We start from the raw sequence: 16,787 nt of genomic DNA, 5'->3' as shown, positions 1-16,787 counted from the left end.
GGGCATCAGTGGCTGTTGTTGGCCTATGGCTGCCGGTTGTGAAGGGCTGCAACCGACTCCACGCGGACGGTCCGGCGCTGAACCCAGGCTAGCTTGAGCAATTCTATTAATGTTTGCACTCCGCCAATACCACTTTGCAGGTATGCGGCGTGCCACCGGATCGGCCGGCATAGCGTATGCAATTATCCATGGATTTTTTGCGAGCCATGCTCAAGGTGGAGCCCCACGCCAGGGCGCCCTCGCCGGCAGTGGGAAGCGCTTTTGCGTAGCAGCTTGAGCCTGTGCTTGAAGCCGAAGAGCGAGCCGTGGCAGTTTTGCCAGCACATCCTGCTGTCAGCACCAGGTTGATGGCGAGCAGGGCGGGTAGGACCCATGAGGCGCATTGACGCGCTGTTTTTCCAGTCATCCTGTTTCCCCTGTATCAAGAGGTTCGAGGCGTGTTTGTGGCCGCGTCCTGTTTAGATTAGACGGTGTTGCGCCTGCCCTTGGGTCAGATTAACGGACTTGGCGCATTGGGGGGGGGCGATTTGCTGAGCTGGCTCTTTGAGGTCCGTGTTTGTCCAATGCAGGGAGGTCATTCACAGTCCGTATATGGACACACATGATTGGCCGCAATCGACCCTTTACGGTGGTATACCAAGGTCTGTTTTCGGCCAGTTGCTGTCATGAGAGCAACTGGTCGAAAAATGTTTGTAGCTGTCCAGACCACTGGGTTACAGCTTATGCCGCGCGGCATACAGGCAGATCATCTCCATCGCCAACGCGGCCCCGGCGAGCGCAGTAATCTCGGCGTGGTCATAGGGCGGTGCCACCTCCACCACGTCCATGCCAATCAGGTTGATACCGCGCAGACCTCGCAGAATCGCCAAGGCCTGATAGCTCGATAGTCCACCGCAGACCGGCGTCCCCGTACCTGGGGCAAATGCCGGGTCGAGGCAGTCGATATCGAAGGTGAGATAGACCGGATGGTCGCCAACGCGCGCCCGGATAATCTCTGCCAGTTCCTTGGTGGGGCGATCATGCACCTCGCTGGCATTCAGCACCTGAAAGCCCATGACGTCATCATTGGTCGTGCGCTGGCCAATCTGGATGGACCGTGCAGGATCAACCAGCCCTTCGCGGACGGCATGGTAGAACATCGAGCCGTGGTCGATGCGCTTGTCCTCGCCGTCGGACTCCAGGTCATGGTGCGCATCGAAATGGATCAATGACAGCGGACCATACTTGGCCGCGTGAGCTTGCAGCAGCGGATAGCTGATGAAGTGATCGCCGCCCAGGGTCAGCATCGCAGTACCCGCCGCCAGGATCCGCTCGGCATGGGCCCTGATCGCCGCCGGGGTCTGCTCCGGGGTGCCGTAATCGAAATAGCAATCGCCATAATCGACACAAGCCAGCAGATCGAACGGATCAAATTCCCAAGGCCAGTGACGCGCCCAGGCCGACTGTACCGATGCCTCGCGGATGGCCCGTGGTCCGAAGCGGCTGCCCGGTCGATTGCTGGTCGCGGTATCGAACGGGATGCCGCTGATGGCGATATCCACGCCACGCAAATCGCGGGTGTAGCGACGCCGCATAAAGCTGGTGATACCACCGTAGGTCGGTTCACCCTCGGTGCCATACAGGCTGTCGCGCGTCATCGCCTGATCGATTATCGAATTGTCATTTTGCATGGGATTCTCAATGCGGATTACTAAAGCTGACCCAGGCATGCGTACGCTCACGCAGTGCTCGCTGGGGCAAAGGTTGATTTCTGTTACTCGGGCTTGCAGTGACTGGGCAGAATTGGCGCTTTATCGCGCCAATCCCATTGCGGTTTTCAGCCGCCTGGCAAGGGTGGGGTTCGCACCGGGATCAAGCGCTTCGATCCGGTGGCCTCAAATGCCGACGCCAGGCGCAGCAGCGCTGAGTCGTCGTAGGCGCGACCGGCAAACGTCAGGCCGACGGGCATGCCGATGTCCGGCATCACGCCCATCGGCACGGTGACCGTTGGCACGCCGAGGTGACGGATGGCGAGGTTGCCGTTGGCGACCCAGACGCCGTTGCTCCAGGCGATATCCGCCGATTGCGGATCGACATCGGCATTCGCCGGGCCCACGTCGGCGACCGCCGGGAAAATCACCGCGTCGAGCCCCAGCCGATCCATCCACTCCTCAAGATCGATACGCCGGGTCTGCTCCAGCCCGCGCAGGCCATCAGGCAGTGTGGCGATCTGGTCCCAGGGGGTGATGCCACGCTCCGCTATGCGCACGTATTCGTCCATGCCAATGGCCGGGCCATCTTCGCGATCAGGCAGAGCGCCTGGGTCGTGCGGGAAAATCTGCGTGCCGTCGACGTCAGCCAGACGGTTCAGTCCGGGATCGTCGTTGGCCTGCAGGAAGTCATCGAATGCCCAGGCTGACAGGTCCCACAGTTCGTGATGGAGGAACTCGCTGGACACCAGGCCGCGGGTTAACACCGTCGGCGCCCCAGGGCGATCGCCCTCGCAATTGGAGACCAGCGGAAAGTCCGTCTCGACCACTTCGGCGCCGGCCGCGTCCAGAGTCTTTCGCGCGTTTTCCCAGAGGGCGATCACCGAGGGACGGGTGTTGATCCGCTGTCCTGTCGCCCACCCGATCCCCGGCGCTTCGCTGGTGCCTGCGTCGGGGTCGGCGTTGATGTACATGCGCGGTACGCCCAAGCGCTTGCCGGCGAGTGCGGCGGGCCTGGCAGCCAGTTCCAGGTAGGAGGCGGGACGCACCGAAGCGACGCCGGGGATCGGCACCCAAGGTTGCAAGCGCCACAAGTCGCCACGTTTGTCGGCGTCTTCGGCCACCACCACGTCAAGCACTTCGAGCAGGTCGGCCATGGTCCTGGCATAGGGCACGACCACATCCATGGTGGGCGTCAGTGGCCAGTTGCCGCGCACCGAGATCACCCCGCGCGACGGTGTATAGGCGCACAGACCATTGTTTGAGGCCGGCCCGCGGCCGCTCGACCAGGTTTCCTCAGCAAGGCCGAAGGCGGCGAAACTGGCGGCGGTGGCCGTGCCTGCGCCGTTGGAGGAACCCGACGCGAAGGGAGCAGTGAGGTAGTCCGCGTTGTACGGGCTCTCGGCACGGCCATACACGCCGCGCTGCATGCCGCCATTGGCCATGGGCGGCATATTGGTCTTGCCCAGGCAGATAGCGCCGGCGCCGCGCAGGCGCTCGATGGTGAACGCATCGCGATAGGCAACCAGGTCCTTGAAGGCTGGGCTGCCGGACGCTGCGGTCAGGCCTTCGATCAGGTAGCTGTCTTTGGCTGTATAGGGAATACCATCGAGCGGGCCGAGGGTCTCGCCACGGGCACGACGGGTGTCGGAGGCCTGCGCTTCTTTAAGCGCATTCGGGTTGCGCACCACCACCGCGTTGAGGGCGGTGGGCGTGTTGGGGCCGTCGTAGGCATCGATCCGTGAGAGATAGGCCTGGACCAGCTCAACTGCCGTGGTTCGGCCAGCTTCGAGGGCTGCGCGCAGCTCGGCAATGGAAACTTCGGTTACTTCAATCATGCTGTTACCACTGGCTACTGGGTCTACAAGGTGGCTTGATTGGCGCAGCGTGCCAGCGAAACCGCATCGGCCATGTGCCTGGTCCCGTTGAGTTTCACTGGCGCAGCGCAATTTACTTTCAGGTTCCCGACTTGAGCTTGGTCCATGCACGGGTGCGAGCGCGTTCTGCACTGGACGGCAGTGGCACCAGCGCGAAGAGAGTGGCCTGGATGTCGGCGGCGGGGTAGAGATTGGGGTTGTTGCGGATTTCCGGGCTGACCAGGGCAGTGGCGTCCTTGTTCGGGTTGGGATACCCGACGAAGTCGCTGATCGGGGCAATCACCTGCGGCTGCAGCAGGTAGTTGATAAAGGCATGGGCATCATCCGGGTTCTTCGCATCCTTGGGGATGGCCAGCACGTCGAACCAGACCGGTGCGCCTTCCTTGGGCAAGCGCATGTCCACTACCACGCCGTTGTTGGCCTCCTTGGCGCGATTGGCCGCCTGGGAGAAACTGCCGGAATAACCCACGGCCACGCAGATGTCACCATTGGCGATATCGGTCATGTATTTTGAGGAGTGGAAGTAGGCGACGTTGGGGCGGATCTTTTTCAGCAGTTCTTCGGCCTTCTCATAGTCCTTGGCCTGAGTGCTGTTGGGCGGTAGGCCCAGGTAGTGGAGGGCGATGGGGATCATATCCGTCGGCGAATCGAGAAGGGCCACGCCGCACTGCTTGAGCTTGGCAATGTTCTCTTCCTTGAAGATCAGATCCCAGCTGTCCACCGGCGCGTTTTCGCCGAGCGCAGCCTTGACCTTGGCCGGGTTGAAACCGATCAGCACGGTTCCATACATATAAGGCACGGCGAAGCGGTTACCCGGATCGTTGGCCTCGATCAGTTTCATCAGTTGCGGGTCCAGATGCTTCCAGTTGGGTAGCTTGCTGCGGTCAAGTGGTTGGAAAGCGCCGGCCTGAATCTGCTTGGCGAGAAAACTATCGGACGGCACCACCACGTCATAGCCGGAGTTGCCGGTGAGCAGTTTGGCCTCCAGGGTTTCGTTGCTGTCGAAGATGTCGTAGACCAGCTTTGCGCCATTCTCCTTCTTGAAGTTGTCCAGGGTCTGCGGGGCGACATAGTCGAACCAGTTGTAGACACGCAGGGTGCGTTCTTGCGCATTAGCGTTAGCGGTCAGCAGGCCCAGGCTGCAGATCGTAGCGAGGAGCGTACGGGGGAGTTGGTGCTTGATCAATTTCTCACAGCCTTGGGTGATGGTGCCCACTCGTTCGGCTGCCAGCGCCGGGCCAGCAAGCTTCGTCAGCGCTTTCAGCAGGACGGCACGCAGGCTGCCGACTCCAACGCGGGCGGTGTACCAAGACACAGAGTCAGCTCCCATATCGATTTTTAGCCACGGCTGTTGCTGCTTGTACTTCATAGGACCACCTTTTGAATTATTGTCTTTGGCCTAGCTCCAAATGAATTGTTGCGGTTGCTCTAACCACAATCAATCTATATAAATTGTCAAAAAAACAGGCAGAAAAACTAAACGGTAGACCCGAATGCCCTTACCTCCGCTCCATGCGTTTCGCGTATTTGAATGTGTTGCAAGGCTGGGCCATGTCGGTGCGGCCGCCGCTGAGCTGCATGTCACCGCCGGGGCTGTCAGCCAGCAGATAAGAGCGTTACAGAGCTCACTCGGCATCGATCTTTTCTACAAGCAGGGCCGCCACTTGGTGCTGACCGAACGAGGCCTGGCGCTACAACGCTCGGTAGCCCGCGGCATCGGTGAGATCACCGAAGGGGTGCGACAGATTTCCGAGGCGTACTTCCAGGAGCCGGCGACGAAAGTCCTGACCATTTCCACTGAACCGATTTTTGGCGCGGCCTGGCTGATGCCGAAGTTGTTCGCCTTTCGTGCAGAACATCCGCACATTCACCTGCGCGTCATTACTGCCGACGACATCAGCGAGGTGGACTGGCGCAGGGCCGATATCGCCGTGCTCTACGACGCTCCGACGTGGGAGGGTTTCTGGTGGCGGCCACTGCAAAGCCTGCATATGTTTCCCGTCTGTTGCCCGCAATTGCTGCGCGGCCCGCGCGCGCTCAAGCTGCCGTCCGACCTTATTCACCACCGCCTCTTGCATGAGGATGACGGCGCTCAATGGCGGCGCTGGCTGCTTGAAGCGCGCTTGCCTTACCCAGGTGATGCCGATGTCCATCTGGAAGACTTCGGCATTGCCCTGCAGGCGGCGCGAGATGGCTATGGTGTTGCACTCAGCGACGAGATCAACTCGTTGCGCGATTTGGATGAGGGACGCCTAGTGCAGCCCTTTGCACTGAAGGTACCGACAGGGATGGACTATTTCTGCATCTGCAACGAGGAGAGTCGCGATATCCCTGAGATAGCTTTGCTCATCGATTGGCTGATCGAGCAGGCAAAGATAGTCCCGGCCTACCCGTAAGCGCTGTTGGGGCGGTTTAACGTTCACGTGGCTCAGCACAAAGCTGAATGATCTCTGGATTTTCAGGCGTCTTGAACGGCTGCTTTTGGCCGAATTGAGGCAGTCGCGACAGGCGAAAACTGACTCGATCTGGACCGTCCCTCTCACTTTCCGAGATTCTCGGTATGGCTGAAAGCTGCCTGCCGTCCGCGCTTGAGGTCGACGCCGGCCAGGATCAGCAGGCCGACAACGAAATAGCCGCCGGTGATCAGCATCGCCAGGCGGTGATCGCCACCGGACAGCCAACTGGTCAGGCCGTAAGTCATGGGGCCGAGGATTGCCGACAGTTTGACTGCCAGCCCCCAGAGGCCAAAGAACTCCGCCAGGCGGGTCGGCGGCGCCAGCAGACCGACTATCGCGCGGCCGGCCGATTGGCTGGCGCCCATACACAGGCCGGCGAGATTGGCCGCCAGCCAGAACAGCCCGGGGTCGCGTGCGACCCAGACCAGGCCGACCATGCCGAGCCAGCCCAGCAGGGTCAGTGCCAGCGTGGCGCGATGGCCGAGGCGATCCTGCAGCCAACCGAACAGCACGGCGCCGATGGAGGCCGTGATATTCACCACGAAGATCAGTAGCAGCGTGTCCTGGGTATTGAAGCCCATGACCTGATTGGCATAGATGGCAGCCAGGGTGATCACCGCCGAGATACCGGCCTGGTAGCAGACGGTGCAGGCAAGGAAGCGCAGCAGGTCACGATAGCGGTCGGCTTCACGCAGCGTCTGCGCGAAGCGCGCTAGCGCCGCTTGTGCAATAGGCGTGTCGCCGCGCCCGGGCTGCGGCTGGCTACGTTCGCGCAGGAACAGGAAGGTCGGTACGCTGGCTACGGCGAACAGGGCCGCGGTGATCAGCATGCACACCGGCACGAACTGCGCCGCAGTCTGGCCCTGCGCCTGGGCCCAACTGACGAAGGCCAGGCAGGCGCCCAGGCTGACCATTCCGCCGATATAGCCGAACCCCCAGCCCCAACCGGACACCTTGCCCAAGGCATCGGCACGGGCGAGTTGGGGCAGGAAGGCGGCGATCAGGTTCTCGCCGCTGCCGAAGCAGAAGTTGGATAGCACGATGAACAGGATCGCGACACCGAGCTCCCCCGGTCCGGCCAGCGCGAGTCCAGAGGTGAAGGCGACGCAACCGACCGTGCTGAACAGCAGCAGGCGCTTCTTGCAGGCGAAGGCGTCGGCGTAGGCGCCGATCAGCGGCGCGGTCAGGATGATCAGGACATAGGAGAGGGTGGTGGCGCTGGTCCAGGCCAGCGTACCCCAGGCTTCGCCCTCGGCGACCACCGCGACGAAGTAGGCATTGAACACGGCGGTGATCACCACCGTCGTGTAGCCGGAGTTGGCGAAATCGAACATCGCCCAGGCCCAGATTTCTCGGCGTGTCACTCCGGGGGCAAGGCTGGCTGGCATGGCGATCTCTCTGCAGGCGCGGCATCCTTAAGAGCCTAGCCCCAATGCCAGTCAGTTAACAAAAATCTACAGCTTGGTGAGCAATTGTGGCGAGGGAGCTTGCTCCCGTTCGGCTGCGAAGCAGTCGTAAAATCAGGCGACTCGGTACTAACTGCAAGATTGAGTCGCCTGATTTCGGACCGCTTCGCGCTCCAGCGGGAGCAAGCTCCCTCGCCACAGGTGCAATGTTCGTCTCAAAGTCCTTAACTGGCTCAGCCATCCTGCGAGCGAAGAGGGCATTCCCAGTTACCGTCATAGGCGCATAATGGCAATTGGCAAGGATCTACACCGAGTGCCTGTCATGAGGGGCCGCCGATTTGTGGCGAGGGAGCTTGCTCCCGTTCGGCTGCGAAGCAGTCGTAAAATCAGGCGACTCGGTACTAACTGCAAGATTGAGTCGCCTGATTTCGGACCGCTTCGCGCTCCAGCGGGAGCAAGCTCCCTCGCCACAGGTGCAATGTTCGTCTCAAAGTCCTTAACTGGCTCAGCCATCCTGCGAGCGAAGATGGCATTCCCAGTCGCCGCCATAGGCGCATAATGGCAATTGGCAAGGATCTACACCGAGTGCCTGTCATGAGGGGCCGCCGATGTCTCGTCCGCCTCCAGAAACCCGTGCCGTTCCCCGTTCCGATGGGGACGCGGAGAAATTGCTCGAAATTGTCCAGCGCACCGTGGTCGAGTTGCGCCCGCAGGTGGCAGAAGGTTTGCACGTCACCTTGCACAGTGTGTTGGACCGGGACCTGGGCGTAGACAGTCTGGCCCGGGTCGAATTGTGGTCACGTATCGAGCACGAATTCGGTGTGCGCTTACCCGAAACACTGTTCGCCTCGGCGGACACCCCCGGCGATGTGCTGCGCGTGCTGCACCGTGGAAATGAGGTCGAGACGGTACGCCAGTTGCCCTCCAGCGACTCCAGCGAGGCATTGACAGCAACGGGGCAGGCTCCTGACTCCGCGCGGACCTTGATCGAGGTGCTGGAATGGCATGTGCGCCATCAGCCGCAACGTCCCCATGTGCGCCTGCTGGATGAAAGTGAGCAGCCGGAGGACATCAGCTATGGCGCCTTGCACCAGGACGCTCTGGCCGTTGCCGCAGGACTGCAACACAGTGGCTTGCAGGCGGGCCAGACCGTGGCCCTGATGCTGCCCACCGGGCGCGACTTTCTCCATGGCTTTTTCGGAACGCTGTTGGCCGGCGGTGTGCCGGTGCCCATCTACCCACCGCTGCGCCTGTCGCAGATAGAGGATCATCTGCGCCGACAGGCCGGCATCCTGCGCAACGCCGAAGTCAAAGTGCTGATTACTGTGCCGCAAGCGAAGCTGCTCGCCCGACTGCTCCAGCCGCAGGTTCCGAGTCTGACTCGCATTGCCACCGTGGCCGAGTTGACCGGTGAGGGGGGCGAGTGCATCACACCCGCGCGGCAACCGGATGACATCGCCTTCCTGCAGTACACCTCGGGCAGTACTGGCCAGCCCAAGGGCGTGATGGTCAGCCACGCCAATCTGCTGGCCAATCTGCGCGCCATGGGCAGGGCTCTGAACGTGGGGCCGCAGGACGTGTTCGTCAGCTGGTTGCCCATGTACCACGACATGGGCCTGATCGGTGCCTGGCTGGGCAGCCTGTATTACGGCTACAGCCTGGTGCTGATGTCGCCGCTGGCTTTCCTCGCGCGGCCGGCGCGTTGGCTATGGACCATCGACCGCTTCCACGGCACGTTGTCGGCGGCGCCCAACTTCGCCTACGAGCTGTGCCTGAGCAAACTTGCTGACGCCGACCTCGAGGGCCTGGACCTGAGCAGTTGGCGCATGGCCTTCAACGGTGCCGAGCCGGTCAGCCCGGATACCTTGCAACGCTTCGCCGAACGCTTCGTTCGCTACGGCTTTGCGCCCACCGCGCTGGCGCCGGTTTATGGATTGGCCGAGGCCACGTTGGGTGTAGCCTTCCCGCCCTTGGGCCGAGGGCCGCTGATCGATCGGGTGCAACGCGATGCATTCCAGGCCCGCGGCCATGCACTGCCCGCCGAGGCGGGTGCCAGTGCGACGCTATGCTTCGTCTCCAGCGGCCGGCCTCTACCGGGCCATCAGATTCGCATCGTCGATGGCAACGGGGTCGAACTCCCCGAGCGCAGCGAAGGTCACCTGCAGTTCAGCGGACCGTCCACCACCGGTGGCTACTACCGTAACCCCGAAGAGACTCGCCGGGTGCTGCGCGATGGCTGGATTGACTCGCTCGACTTCGCCTACATGGCCGGCGGCGAGGTCTACCTGACCGGCCGCGCCAAGGACCTGATCATCCGTGCCGGGCGCAACATCTACCCCTACGATGTCGAGGCAGCCGTCGGCAATTTGCCCGGCCTGCGCAAAGGCTGCATCGCAGTGTTCGGCAGTCCTGACCCGGCCACCGGCACCGAGCGCCTGGTGGTATTGGCGGAAAGCTACGAGAAGGAAGCTGCCGCGCGGCAACGCCTGCAGCAGGAGGTCAACCGCATCGTGGTCGACCTCACCGGTGTGCCGCCCGACGATATCGTTCTGGCGCCACCGCATAGCGTACTGAAGACCTCCAGCGGCAAGATTCGCCGTGCCGCCAGCCGCGAACTGTATGAACGCGGCGAAGTGGATCGGCCGCACCTCGCCGTGTGGCGCCAGCTACTGCGCCTGGTGCTGCAGGCTGTTCGCGGGCAGTTCGGTCGCAGCTGGCGGACCTGCCGCGCCGCGCTGTATGCGGCTTACATCTGGCTGCTGTTCTGGCTGGTCACACCGCTGACCTGGTTGGGCGTCGCAATCCTGCCGCGCCAGCGTTGGTGCCGCAGCTTCACCCGCGCGGCCGCACGGCTGTTCGTACGTTTGGCGGGGGTGCCGTTCAGTGTCACGGGGCTGGAGCGCCTGCCTTCATCCTCGGTGAGCGTGCTGGCCGCCAACCATGCCAGCTACCTCGACGGCATCATTCTTTGCGCGGCGCTGCCGCCGCAGTTCAGTTTCGTTGCCAAGCGCGAACTGGCTGACCAGTGGATCGCCGGCCTGTTCCTGCGCAAGCTCGGCGCCCGCTTCGTCGAACGCTTCGACCTGCAGCGCGGCGCCGCGGACACCGAGCCCCTGGCCGAGGCGCTACAGGCTGGCCAGCCCCTGGTGTTCTTCCCTGAGGGGACCTTCACCCGCGAGCCAGGTTTGCGCACCTTCCACATGGGCGCCTTCGTGCTCGCCGCGCGTGTCGGCGTGCCACTGCTGCCGGTCGCAATCCGCGGCACGCGCCGGGTACTGCGCGACGGTCAGTGGTTCCCGCGCCACGGTGCCATCCACGTCAACGTCTGCCCTGCGCAGTTGGCGGAAGGGACGGGCTGGACAGAGGCCATCAAGCTGCGGGATGCAACGATAGCGGTGCTGCTGGAGCACCTGGATGAATCGGAACGGGCCCAGCGCGCAGGTTAGGCGATTGCTTCGCTGCCGTTCTCTTTCATGAGCAGGTAAAGAGTGGGCACGCTGGGTAATGGCCCAGTCACCCACCCGTCATTAGCCGACCCGGTTTAACCCTTTGAGCTCAAGGGTTTCGAGGAGGCTCTGGCTGGGCCACGCTGGCCCTTAGCGCTCTGGCTACCTGGGTTTGAATCTCGTAAGCAGGAGCCTCGACGGTTGTGTAGTCACGGGTATAGCGCGTCGAAAACTCGCGAACCCCCCATTGCAGGTACTGCTGCACATGCTTCAATTCATGCGCCCACAATGCGACATTGTTGAGTGCATCATTGGGGCTGCGAAAGACGATGATGTCTATCAGGGTAATTGCATTTACATCGGGATTCTGCAGCATGGTGTGTGCGGCGTTCAGCTCCACATCGTCCCCGACCTTGTAGCGAGCCGAATCGAGCACTTGAATGTCATAGTAGGGTTCGAGTTGGGCACGGATATTCAGCGGGATTGGCCGAATATCGCCAGTTGCCGCGGTGTTGCGCGATTGCACAATCCAGGTCTGTAATCCAGAGGCCGCCATTTGGTTCATGTTTTTGAAGATTTCCCCCGCGTCCTCTTCGGAGCCAGGAGCACAAAAACACGCGACCACACAGACTTGGTACTGCCCTGCCGGGCAGGCGAAAACAGAGGACGATATGCCAATGGAAGAAAGCAGTGTCGCTAACCGGCAAACGTGACGCAAAAAGACCGTTAACAATGGGTTCTCCCTAAGGCAATGGCGGTCGGCAGGCGATACTTTGGGCATCTCGCGCCCGTTGTCCTGCCACGTGTTGGACCGCTGTGACTATCGTTCGATTCCCCGGGTTCCACAATTTCTTCAGGCGATAAACCAGTGATGCCTTGGTTCGTCGTAGCGTGTGGGTTGCGGTGGGAACTTCAGGCTACTGGCCAGGTCAATTGGAGCCCTGTATCGGCGATGCCGAGCAGCGCTGTGGCATGTTTTACGACAGTGCCGTTCGAGATCAGTCGAGTCCGCCCCCTGATGCCAACCAAGAGTTTTCTACCGGGTCTCATCCTGGCGTTCTGCGCCGTCGCGTCGCTTTGTTCGGTTGCTGCCGAGCGCAGAGCGCCCTCGCAAAGTAACAGCGCATCAACCACCCTGATCGAAACCGCCTCGCGGCAGTATGAAAGTGGCCAGTTGGACCAAGCCGCTGCCACGCTGGAGCGTGCCCTGCATATCCAGCCGAACAATCCCGCGACGCTGCATTACCTCGGTGTCTTGCGTCTTCAGCAGGGGCAGTACCAGCAGGCTGAAACGTTGGCGGTGCGCTCAAACATGCGGGTTGGTCGCAACGTCGAGTTACGCAACCGCAACGTCCAATTGATCCAGGCGGCGCAGCGGGCGCAGTCTTCGAGTACCCCACCCAACGCCAAAGAGGACCTGGTCGCAGTACAGAAGGGGTTGGAATAGGAGGCCCGAAGGAGAATTGCCAATGACTTCCGTCGAGCCAGAGCCCGCGTACGATGAGGTTGAGATTCCCCGCGGTCATTTGCCGCCTCCGGGTAAATGCCGAATCTGGTTTCCTGATCGCCCGCCGGGGCATCAGCCCGCACCCGGCCGCTGCAAGGCGCTGCGATATCGGGTTCCGTCAGGGGCCTACTGGGTGCATGGTTGAGTTTCCGAGTGTCCACTATCTGGCCGACAGCTGCCGTCACCCATGCCGCGGTACGTGCCATCGGAATGAATAGCCCAATCAATTGGGTAAATTCCGCGGGTGCTTAAGCGGCAGAGATCAGCTCTCGGAAGAAATGATTGAGTCGTGACTGGACTCAGCCGCTAGCTTCAATCGGTCAGCTTTACAAATGTATTTCGACTTGCTTTGCGGTGCCAATTTGGCACTCGCCTTTTTGGCGTGAGCCTTTAGTAACTGCTTTATTTTTTTTTGACGATTCATATGGGCTACTCGATTTGTAGGTTCTTGAATGATATCAGCTTAGAAAATTGGGCCAGCTCCCTTTGGTGCGCATTGAGTGCATAAGGTTGGAAATAGGCGGTGAATCGCCCCTGGGTTCCTGGAAGCCTCCGGTTGAATCCACCGCCGAGTGCCGCCTTTCGCGAAGGACAGCTTTTGAAACAAACAGCCAGAAGCAGTCGTTCAGATAGACCCATGAGCCTGTGGGCGATTCAATCCGGCATAGGGGCGGACGCCTGGATCGAGGAGGGGGCATCTGCGACTCTGTCACACAGCTGTCGGCAGTCTATCGGTCATTTCGGTCTGTAGGACTCAGTGACTTGTGCGGTTTGATCATCCGGTACCCAGATTTCACCGTTGTTGCTCGCGTTGGCCTTGCTCTGTGCCTCTTGTTGGCCGACCGGGAAGTTGGCGTAGTAGTACCTCATCCGTTCGGCACCTCCTTCGGCAAATGCAGCTGCCGAGCCGAATGTCATCAGGCCAGCGACGATCAGGGTTGTACGTTTCATGGCAAGTCTCCCACTACAGGTGGTGGGCACCTCGTCCATGATCCAATGCCCAAGGAGCATTATCCGCCGATTCCGTTAAGTGGGCATGCACCAGACCCGCGGTGGCGCTGATTGATGGCGATCTTCCTGGCCCAGGTATCGGCAGGCTTCGAGGTTCGGTTGGCGACCGGGACGCCATGGCCTGTCCCACTTATTCGAACGTTCCCGTGCGCACTTCGCCGCTGCGCACGTAGCGGGTGATCAGCACACCGCCCGGCGTGAAAGTAGCGTGGGCCAAGGTGAAGGCTGACGGTAGTGCGTTGTCGCCGAACAGGCGCTTGCCGCGCCCAAGTACGATGGGATAAATCATCAGCCGAAGTTCATCCACCAACCCGGCTGCAAGCAGTTGGCGCACCAGATCGCCACTGCCCTGCGTCAATAGATCGGCACCGTCCTGGTGCTTGAGCGCGCGTATCGCGTCGACAAGGTTTCCCTCCAGCGCATGACTGTTCTGCCAAGTCAGCGTATCGCTGCGATGCGTGGCCACGTGCTTGGGTACGCTGTTGAACAGGTCGGCGATGGTCCGGCTGTTTGAGTGAGCCTGTACGTGCGGCCAGTACGCGGCGAATATGTCGTAGGTGTGGCGCCCCAGCAGCAATTCGAACGGCTGCGAGAACAGTTCCTGTATCGCCTGGCCGATGGCGTTGTCGGCGTAGGGCACTATCCAGCCACCCCAGCGGAATCCGCCGCCGGTATCTTCTTCAGGCCCGCCGGGCGCTTGAATAACGTTATCCAGGCTTGTGAAAGCGGCAACGGCGAGCTTGCGCATACGTTTCTCCCGGTTCGTCCTGGTGCTGACGCCCCCCAGGCGTGGTCGTTAAAGCAACTGATCAATCAGTACCGCGTTGCTGTAAATCAGGCTGCCATCGCTGGCCCGGTGGCCGACCAGATGGAACTGACCGCGCTCGCGGTGCAGGTAGACGCGCATCTGGCAGTCGGTCAAGGGGCCGTAGCCTTCGGGGATGACCAGGTCCATGGTGTCCATGTCGACATCGACCATGGCTTCCGGCTCATGGGTTTCCTGCAGGCGTTCTTCGGCTTGTTCCAGGCGTACATGGAGGGGGCCATCGACGTAGAAATGGATTTCCCCCACCGGGACAGACTTCTGGTCGTCGCCGGCTTTGCACCAACCTTCAATTGTCAGGGCACTCATGACGAAACCTCCGTTGTGGACTGCGGGAGTCTGTAGCGCTGTCACTTCTCGATACCATCACTTTTCTGACCGCTGCCCCTGGGCAGGGTTCGTTTTCTTGTGGGCGCCAGGTTGGTTGATGCCCCGTGGGGCGGCCGTCAGTCAGTAAGACTCCAGTGGGGCACGAGCAGCCTCTACCCTGAAGTGGGTGACAACCATCATCAAAGGGGGCGGTGACGACCATGAAAACGGTGCAGGACGAGGTCAGCGAAGAGCAAGAGGCAGGCTCTGCCTCTGAGCGGATAGACGGGCGAATCAGGGAACTCGGCGACTGGCGGGGCGAGACGCTGGCCAGGGTCCGGGCGCTGATCAGGCAGGCGGCCCCCGAGGTGGTTGAAGAGTGGAAGTGGCGGGGCGTTCCAGTGTGGTCCCATGCTGGCATTCTCTGCACCGGCGAGACCTACAAGCAGGTGGTGAAGCTGACTTTCGCCAAGGGCGCCGCACTGGAGGATCCAGCGGGGCTGTTCAACGCCAGCCTCGAAGGCAATACCCGGCGTGCCATTGATCTGCATGAGGGCGACCGGGTTGATGAGCGCGCTTTCAAGGCGCTGATTGGCGCTGCCGTCGCGCTCAATGCCTCGAAGGGGGAAAAATCCAACTGATCCATCGGGTGGTGACAGTGCCCGCTCTGTACCCGTTGGTGCTGCTCACTGTCCCAGTCGGCTCAGCGACTCACGCATCGGTGACAGCGACAGGCTGATCAGGCCATCGAGCGGGCGGTCGAGTTCTTCGACCAGCAGGATCGAGGCCGAGGCTGAGAGCGCGCACATCATCAACACCGCCAGGACGGTGCCGTTGCGTGGCGCAAACAGGCCGAACGAGCCGAAGATGATGGACAGCCAGGCCACCAGGATCACCAGCATCGTCAGCGGGATCGAGGCATGGGCCTGAAGCAGCACCAGCCAGCGGGTAGCAAACACCTCGTCGATCAGTGCCAGGGCCTGGGCCTTGAGGGCTCGCTGGTCGTCATTGGCCGGTGCCAGGGCTTCGATTTCGCGTTGCAGCGCTTCGGAGTGGCGGATGGTCTGGGGGCTGTCGAGTTGTTCCAGCAGTGTGGCATTGCGCGAGGCGAGCAGCGCCACGACTTCGGCGTAGCGCTGTTTGACCTGCTGGCGGATGGGGTCGGTTTGCGTGCCGTAGCGTGACAGCAACCGGTCGAATTCGACCACCTTGGCCGCGGTACTGACCAGTTCGTTGTTAGCGGTGTCGAAGGTGCCTTTGGCGGTGGAGACCAGCAGTCCCAGCACCAGGGCCGACATGGTCGCGATCAGGCCGGTGGCCAGCTTGACGACACTGATGGAGTCTTCGCTCAGGTGGTGGGAGGGCAGGCGTGCGCGCACATAGGCGCCCAGCAACGCGCTGCCGAACAGGCAGAGGAAAACGATGAAGGCGACCAGTAGATGATTCACGCAGTACCTCCTGTGCGGCTGTCTTCAGGCCAGGGGTGGTCATCAGACGCCTGGACGACAGGACGGGGCGAACCCAGGTGAGGACCGCGCCGCCCGGAAGCGGCACGGGTGATGGCAGGTGGTTAACGAAGGAACGACTGCATGTCGGCGTTCAGCTTGGCGATCGCCGCCTTGAAATCTTTGGTGGTGATCGGCTGGCTGGAGTTTTCCAGGGTTTCGCCGAAGAGTTTGCGTACCACCTTGACCACGGTCTGTTGGCTTCTCGCATCGATCAGTTCGGCCTCGACGAACAGTTCGGTGTCCTGGTCGCGGTGGCCGGTAACGGCGGAGACCCCGCCGACGACGGCGGCGATGGGCACCACTTCATACCATTTCATGCCTTCGTTGGACGCACTGACCCCGGTGATCGCCGCGCGCATTACCAGGAGCCTTGAGCCGGCCGGTGCGGCTTGCGGGGTGGAGACGATACGGTACTTCTGCCCGAGCACGTTTTTCGCACCGGTGCTCATGTAGCGCTGCAGTTCGTCCAGGGTCTGGCGGTTCACCCGCTCATCAGGCTTGGGCGCCGGGTACAGTTCCAGTTTGTTGAAGGCCACGGTGTCGTAGGCGTTGGGGTTCCATGACGGGCTGATCCAGCGCATCGCTTTCTCGCCGCTGGTGGTGGTGACTTCTTCCAGGTTGTTGTAGTTGTACATGAAACCGGAGTACTGCTCCCGCTCGGTGACTTTCGAGGTACAACCACCCAACAGCAGGCTGGCCAATGCGGCGCCAAAGATCAGTTTACGCGACAGGCTCATAGGGTTTGACTCCATGGAT

The 16,787-nt window shown here is 61.5% G+C and carries 15 protein-coding genes and 1 pseudogene; 4 read left to right on the top strand and 12 right to left on the bottom strand.

Annotation, left to right across the window (positions count from 1 at the left end; all coding sequences use genetic code 11):
* Window positions 1-106: 106 nt before the first annotated feature.
* The 4 genes from CKW25_RS26920 to CKW25_RS01445 all read right to left on the bottom strand — a co-directional run bounded on the left by CKW25_RS26920 (window position 107) and on the right by CKW25_RS01445 (window position 4,934).
* Window positions 107-406, bottom strand: coding sequence for a hypothetical protein (locus CKW25_RS26920; protein ID WP_095077239.1), 300 nt, complete (start codon window positions 404-406; stop codon window positions 107-109).
* 307 nt (window positions 407-713) lie between these two features.
* The gene (speB, locus tag CKW25_RS01455) at window positions 714-1,670 is read right to left on the bottom strand and encodes an agmatinase (protein ID WP_095077238.1); all 957 of its coding nucleotides are present in this window, start codon (window positions 1,668-1,670) and stop codon (window positions 714-716) included.
* Between the two features lie 146 nt (window positions 1,671-1,816).
* On the bottom strand, window positions 1,817-3,526 hold the full coding sequence (locus CKW25_RS01450) for an amidase (RefSeq protein ID WP_095077237.1): 1,710 nt from the start codon (window positions 3,524-3,526) through the stop codon (window positions 1,817-1,819).
* A 118-nt stretch (window positions 3,527-3,644) separates the two neighbouring features.
* Window positions 3,645-4,934, bottom strand: coding sequence for a polyamine ABC transporter substrate-binding protein (locus CKW25_RS01445; RefSeq protein WP_256577899.1), 1,290 nt, complete (start codon window positions 4,932-4,934; stop codon window positions 3,645-3,647).
* A gap of 124 nt (window positions 4,935-5,058) precedes the next feature.
* On the opposite strand from CKW25_RS01445, the gene CKW25_RS01440 reads away from it, so the two are divergent.
* Window positions 5,059-5,961: a LysR substrate-binding domain-containing protein gene (locus CKW25_RS01440; protein WP_095077236.1), complete on the top strand. Its 903-nt coding sequence runs from the start codon at window positions 5,059-5,061 to the stop codon at window positions 5,959-5,961.
* Between the two features lie 143 nt (window positions 5,962-6,104).
* On the opposite strand, the gene CKW25_RS01435 is transcribed toward CKW25_RS01440, so the two are convergent.
* On the bottom strand, window positions 6,105-7,409 hold the full coding sequence (locus CKW25_RS01435; RefSeq protein WP_095077235.1) for an MFS transporter: 1,305 nt from the start codon (window positions 7,407-7,409) through the stop codon (window positions 6,105-6,107).
* 626 nt (window positions 7,410-8,035) lie between these two features.
* Between CKW25_RS01435 and CKW25_RS01430 the strand changes: the two genes are divergently transcribed.
* Complete coding sequence (locus CKW25_RS01430; RefSeq protein ID WP_172736379.1) at window positions 8,036-10,873, top strand: AMP-binding protein; 2,838 nt, start codon at window positions 8,036-8,038, stop codon at window positions 10,871-10,873.
* A 109-nt stretch (window positions 10,874-10,982) separates the two neighbouring features.
* Here the strand turns inward: CKW25_RS01430 and CKW25_RS01425 are convergent, their stop codons facing one another.
* Complete coding sequence (locus CKW25_RS01425) at window positions 10,983-11,654, bottom strand: DUF4157 domain-containing protein (protein WP_256577898.1); 672 nt, start codon at window positions 11,652-11,654, stop codon at window positions 10,983-10,985.
* A gap of 237 nt (window positions 11,655-11,891) precedes the next feature.
* Between CKW25_RS01425 and CKW25_RS01420 the strand changes: the two are divergent.
* Window positions 11,892-12,525: pseudogene (locus tag CKW25_RS01420) on the top strand (tetratricopeptide repeat protein).
* Between the two features lie 117 nt (window positions 12,526-12,642).
* Here CKW25_RS01420 and CKW25_RS01415 read toward each other — a convergent pair.
* The 4 genes from CKW25_RS01415 to CKW25_RS01400 all read right to left on the bottom strand — a co-directional run bounded on the left by CKW25_RS01415 (window position 12,643) and on the right by CKW25_RS01400 (window position 14,523).
* Window positions 12,643-12,804, bottom strand: coding sequence for a DUF2986 domain-containing protein (locus CKW25_RS01415; RefSeq protein WP_095077234.1), 162 nt, complete (start codon window positions 12,802-12,804; stop codon window positions 12,643-12,645).
* A gap of 311 nt (window positions 12,805-13,115) precedes the next feature.
* Window positions 13,116-13,331 carry a hypothetical protein gene (locus CKW25_RS01410; protein WP_095077233.1) on the bottom strand — a complete coding sequence of 72 codons (216 nt, stop codon included), beginning with the start codon at window positions 13,329-13,331 and terminating at the stop codon, window positions 13,116-13,118.
* 190 nt (window positions 13,332-13,521) lie between these two features.
* On the bottom strand, window positions 13,522-14,139 hold the full coding sequence (locus CKW25_RS01405) for a dihydrofolate reductase family protein (RefSeq protein ID WP_095077232.1): 618 nt from the start codon (window positions 14,137-14,139) through the stop codon (window positions 13,522-13,524).
* 48 nt (window positions 14,140-14,187) lie between these two features.
* Entirely contained in the window at window positions 14,188-14,523 is a 336-nt protein-coding gene (locus tag CKW25_RS01400; RefSeq protein WP_095077231.1) for a hypothetical protein, read from the bottom strand.
* Window positions 14,524-14,744: 221 nt separating this feature from the next.
* Between CKW25_RS01400 and CKW25_RS01395 the strand changes: the two genes are divergently transcribed.
* Window positions 14,745-15,164: a DUF1801 domain-containing protein gene (locus CKW25_RS01395; RefSeq protein WP_095077230.1), complete on the top strand. Its 420-nt coding sequence runs from the start codon at window positions 14,745-14,747 to the stop codon at window positions 15,162-15,164.
* Window positions 15,165-15,209: 45 nt separating this feature from the next.
* Here the strand turns inward: CKW25_RS01395 and CKW25_RS01390 are convergent, their stop codons facing one another.
* Both CKW25_RS01390 and CKW25_RS01385 read right to left on the bottom strand, forming a co-directional pair.
* Window positions 15,210-15,971: a DUF4239 domain-containing protein gene (locus CKW25_RS01390; protein ID WP_095077229.1), complete on the bottom strand. Its 762-nt coding sequence runs from the start codon at window positions 15,969-15,971 to the stop codon at window positions 15,210-15,212.
* Window positions 15,972-16,093: 122 nt separating this feature from the next.
* Window positions 16,094-16,768 carry a DUF3313 domain-containing protein gene (locus CKW25_RS01385; RefSeq protein ID WP_095077228.1) on the bottom strand — a complete coding sequence of 225 codons (675 nt, stop codon included), beginning with the start codon at window positions 16,766-16,768 and terminating at the stop codon, window positions 16,094-16,096.
* Between the last annotated feature and the right edge of the window lie 19 nt (window positions 16,769-16,787).

The sequence above is a fragment of the Pseudomonas sp. Irchel s3h17 genome (assembly GCF_900187505.1).
Lineage (GTDB): Bacteria > Pseudomonadota > Gammaproteobacteria > Pseudomonadales > Pseudomonadaceae > Aquipseudomonas.
The sequence above is the reverse complement of the archived record's forward strand: the minus strand, read 5'-3'. Positions and strand labels throughout refer to the sequence as shown.

Excerpts from the sequence above, each read along its gene's own strand:
- CKW25_RS26920 (WP_095077239.1), bottom strand. The coding sequence starts at position 406 with ATGACTGGAAAAACAGCGCGTCAATGCGCCTCATGGGTCCTACCCGCC.
- speB (WP_095077238.1), bottom strand. The coding sequence starts at position 1,670 with ATGCAAAATGACAATTCGATAATCGATCAGGCGATGACGCGCGACAGC.
- CKW25_RS01450 (WP_095077237.1), bottom strand. The coding sequence starts at position 3,526 with ATGATTGAAGTAACCGAAGTTTCCATTGCCGAGCTGCGCGCAGCCCTC.
- CKW25_RS01445 (WP_256577899.1), bottom strand. The coding sequence starts at position 4,934 with ATGAAGTACAAGCAGCAACAGCCGTGGCTAAAAATCGATATGGGAGCT.
- CKW25_RS01440 (WP_095077236.1), top strand. The coding sequence starts at position 5,059 with ATGCCCTTACCTCCGCTCCATGCGTTTCGCGTATTTGAATGTGTTGCA.
- CKW25_RS01435 (WP_095077235.1), bottom strand. The coding sequence starts at position 7,409 with ATGCCAGCCAGCCTTGCCCCCGGAGTGACACGCCGAGAAATCTGGGCC.
- CKW25_RS01430 (WP_172736379.1), top strand. The coding sequence starts at position 8,036 with ATGTCTCGTCCGCCTCCAGAAACCCGTGCCGTTCCCCGTTCCGATGGG.
- CKW25_RS01425 (WP_256577898.1), bottom strand. The coding sequence starts at position 11,654 with ATGCCCAAAGTATCGCCTGCCGACCGCCATTGCCTTAGGGAGAACCCA.
- CKW25_RS01415 (WP_095077234.1), bottom strand. The coding sequence starts at position 12,804 with ATGAATCGTCAAAAAAAAATAAAGCAGTTACTAAAGGCTCACGCCAAA.
- CKW25_RS01410 (WP_095077233.1), bottom strand. The coding sequence starts at position 13,331 with ATGAAACGTACAACCCTGATCGTCGCTGGCCTGATGACATTCGGCTCG.
- CKW25_RS01405 (WP_095077232.1), bottom strand. The coding sequence starts at position 14,139 with ATGCGCAAGCTCGCCGTTGCCGCTTTCACAAGCCTGGATAACGTTATT.
- CKW25_RS01400 (WP_095077231.1), bottom strand. The coding sequence starts at position 14,523 with ATGAGTGCCCTGACAATTGAAGGTTGGTGCAAAGCCGGCGACGACCAG.
- CKW25_RS01395 (WP_095077230.1), top strand. The coding sequence starts at position 14,745 with ATGAAAACGGTGCAGGACGAGGTCAGCGAAGAGCAAGAGGCAGGCTCT.
- CKW25_RS01385 (WP_095077228.1), bottom strand. The coding sequence starts at position 16,768 with ATGAGCCTGTCGCGTAAACTGATCTTTGGCGCCGCATTGGCCAGCCTG.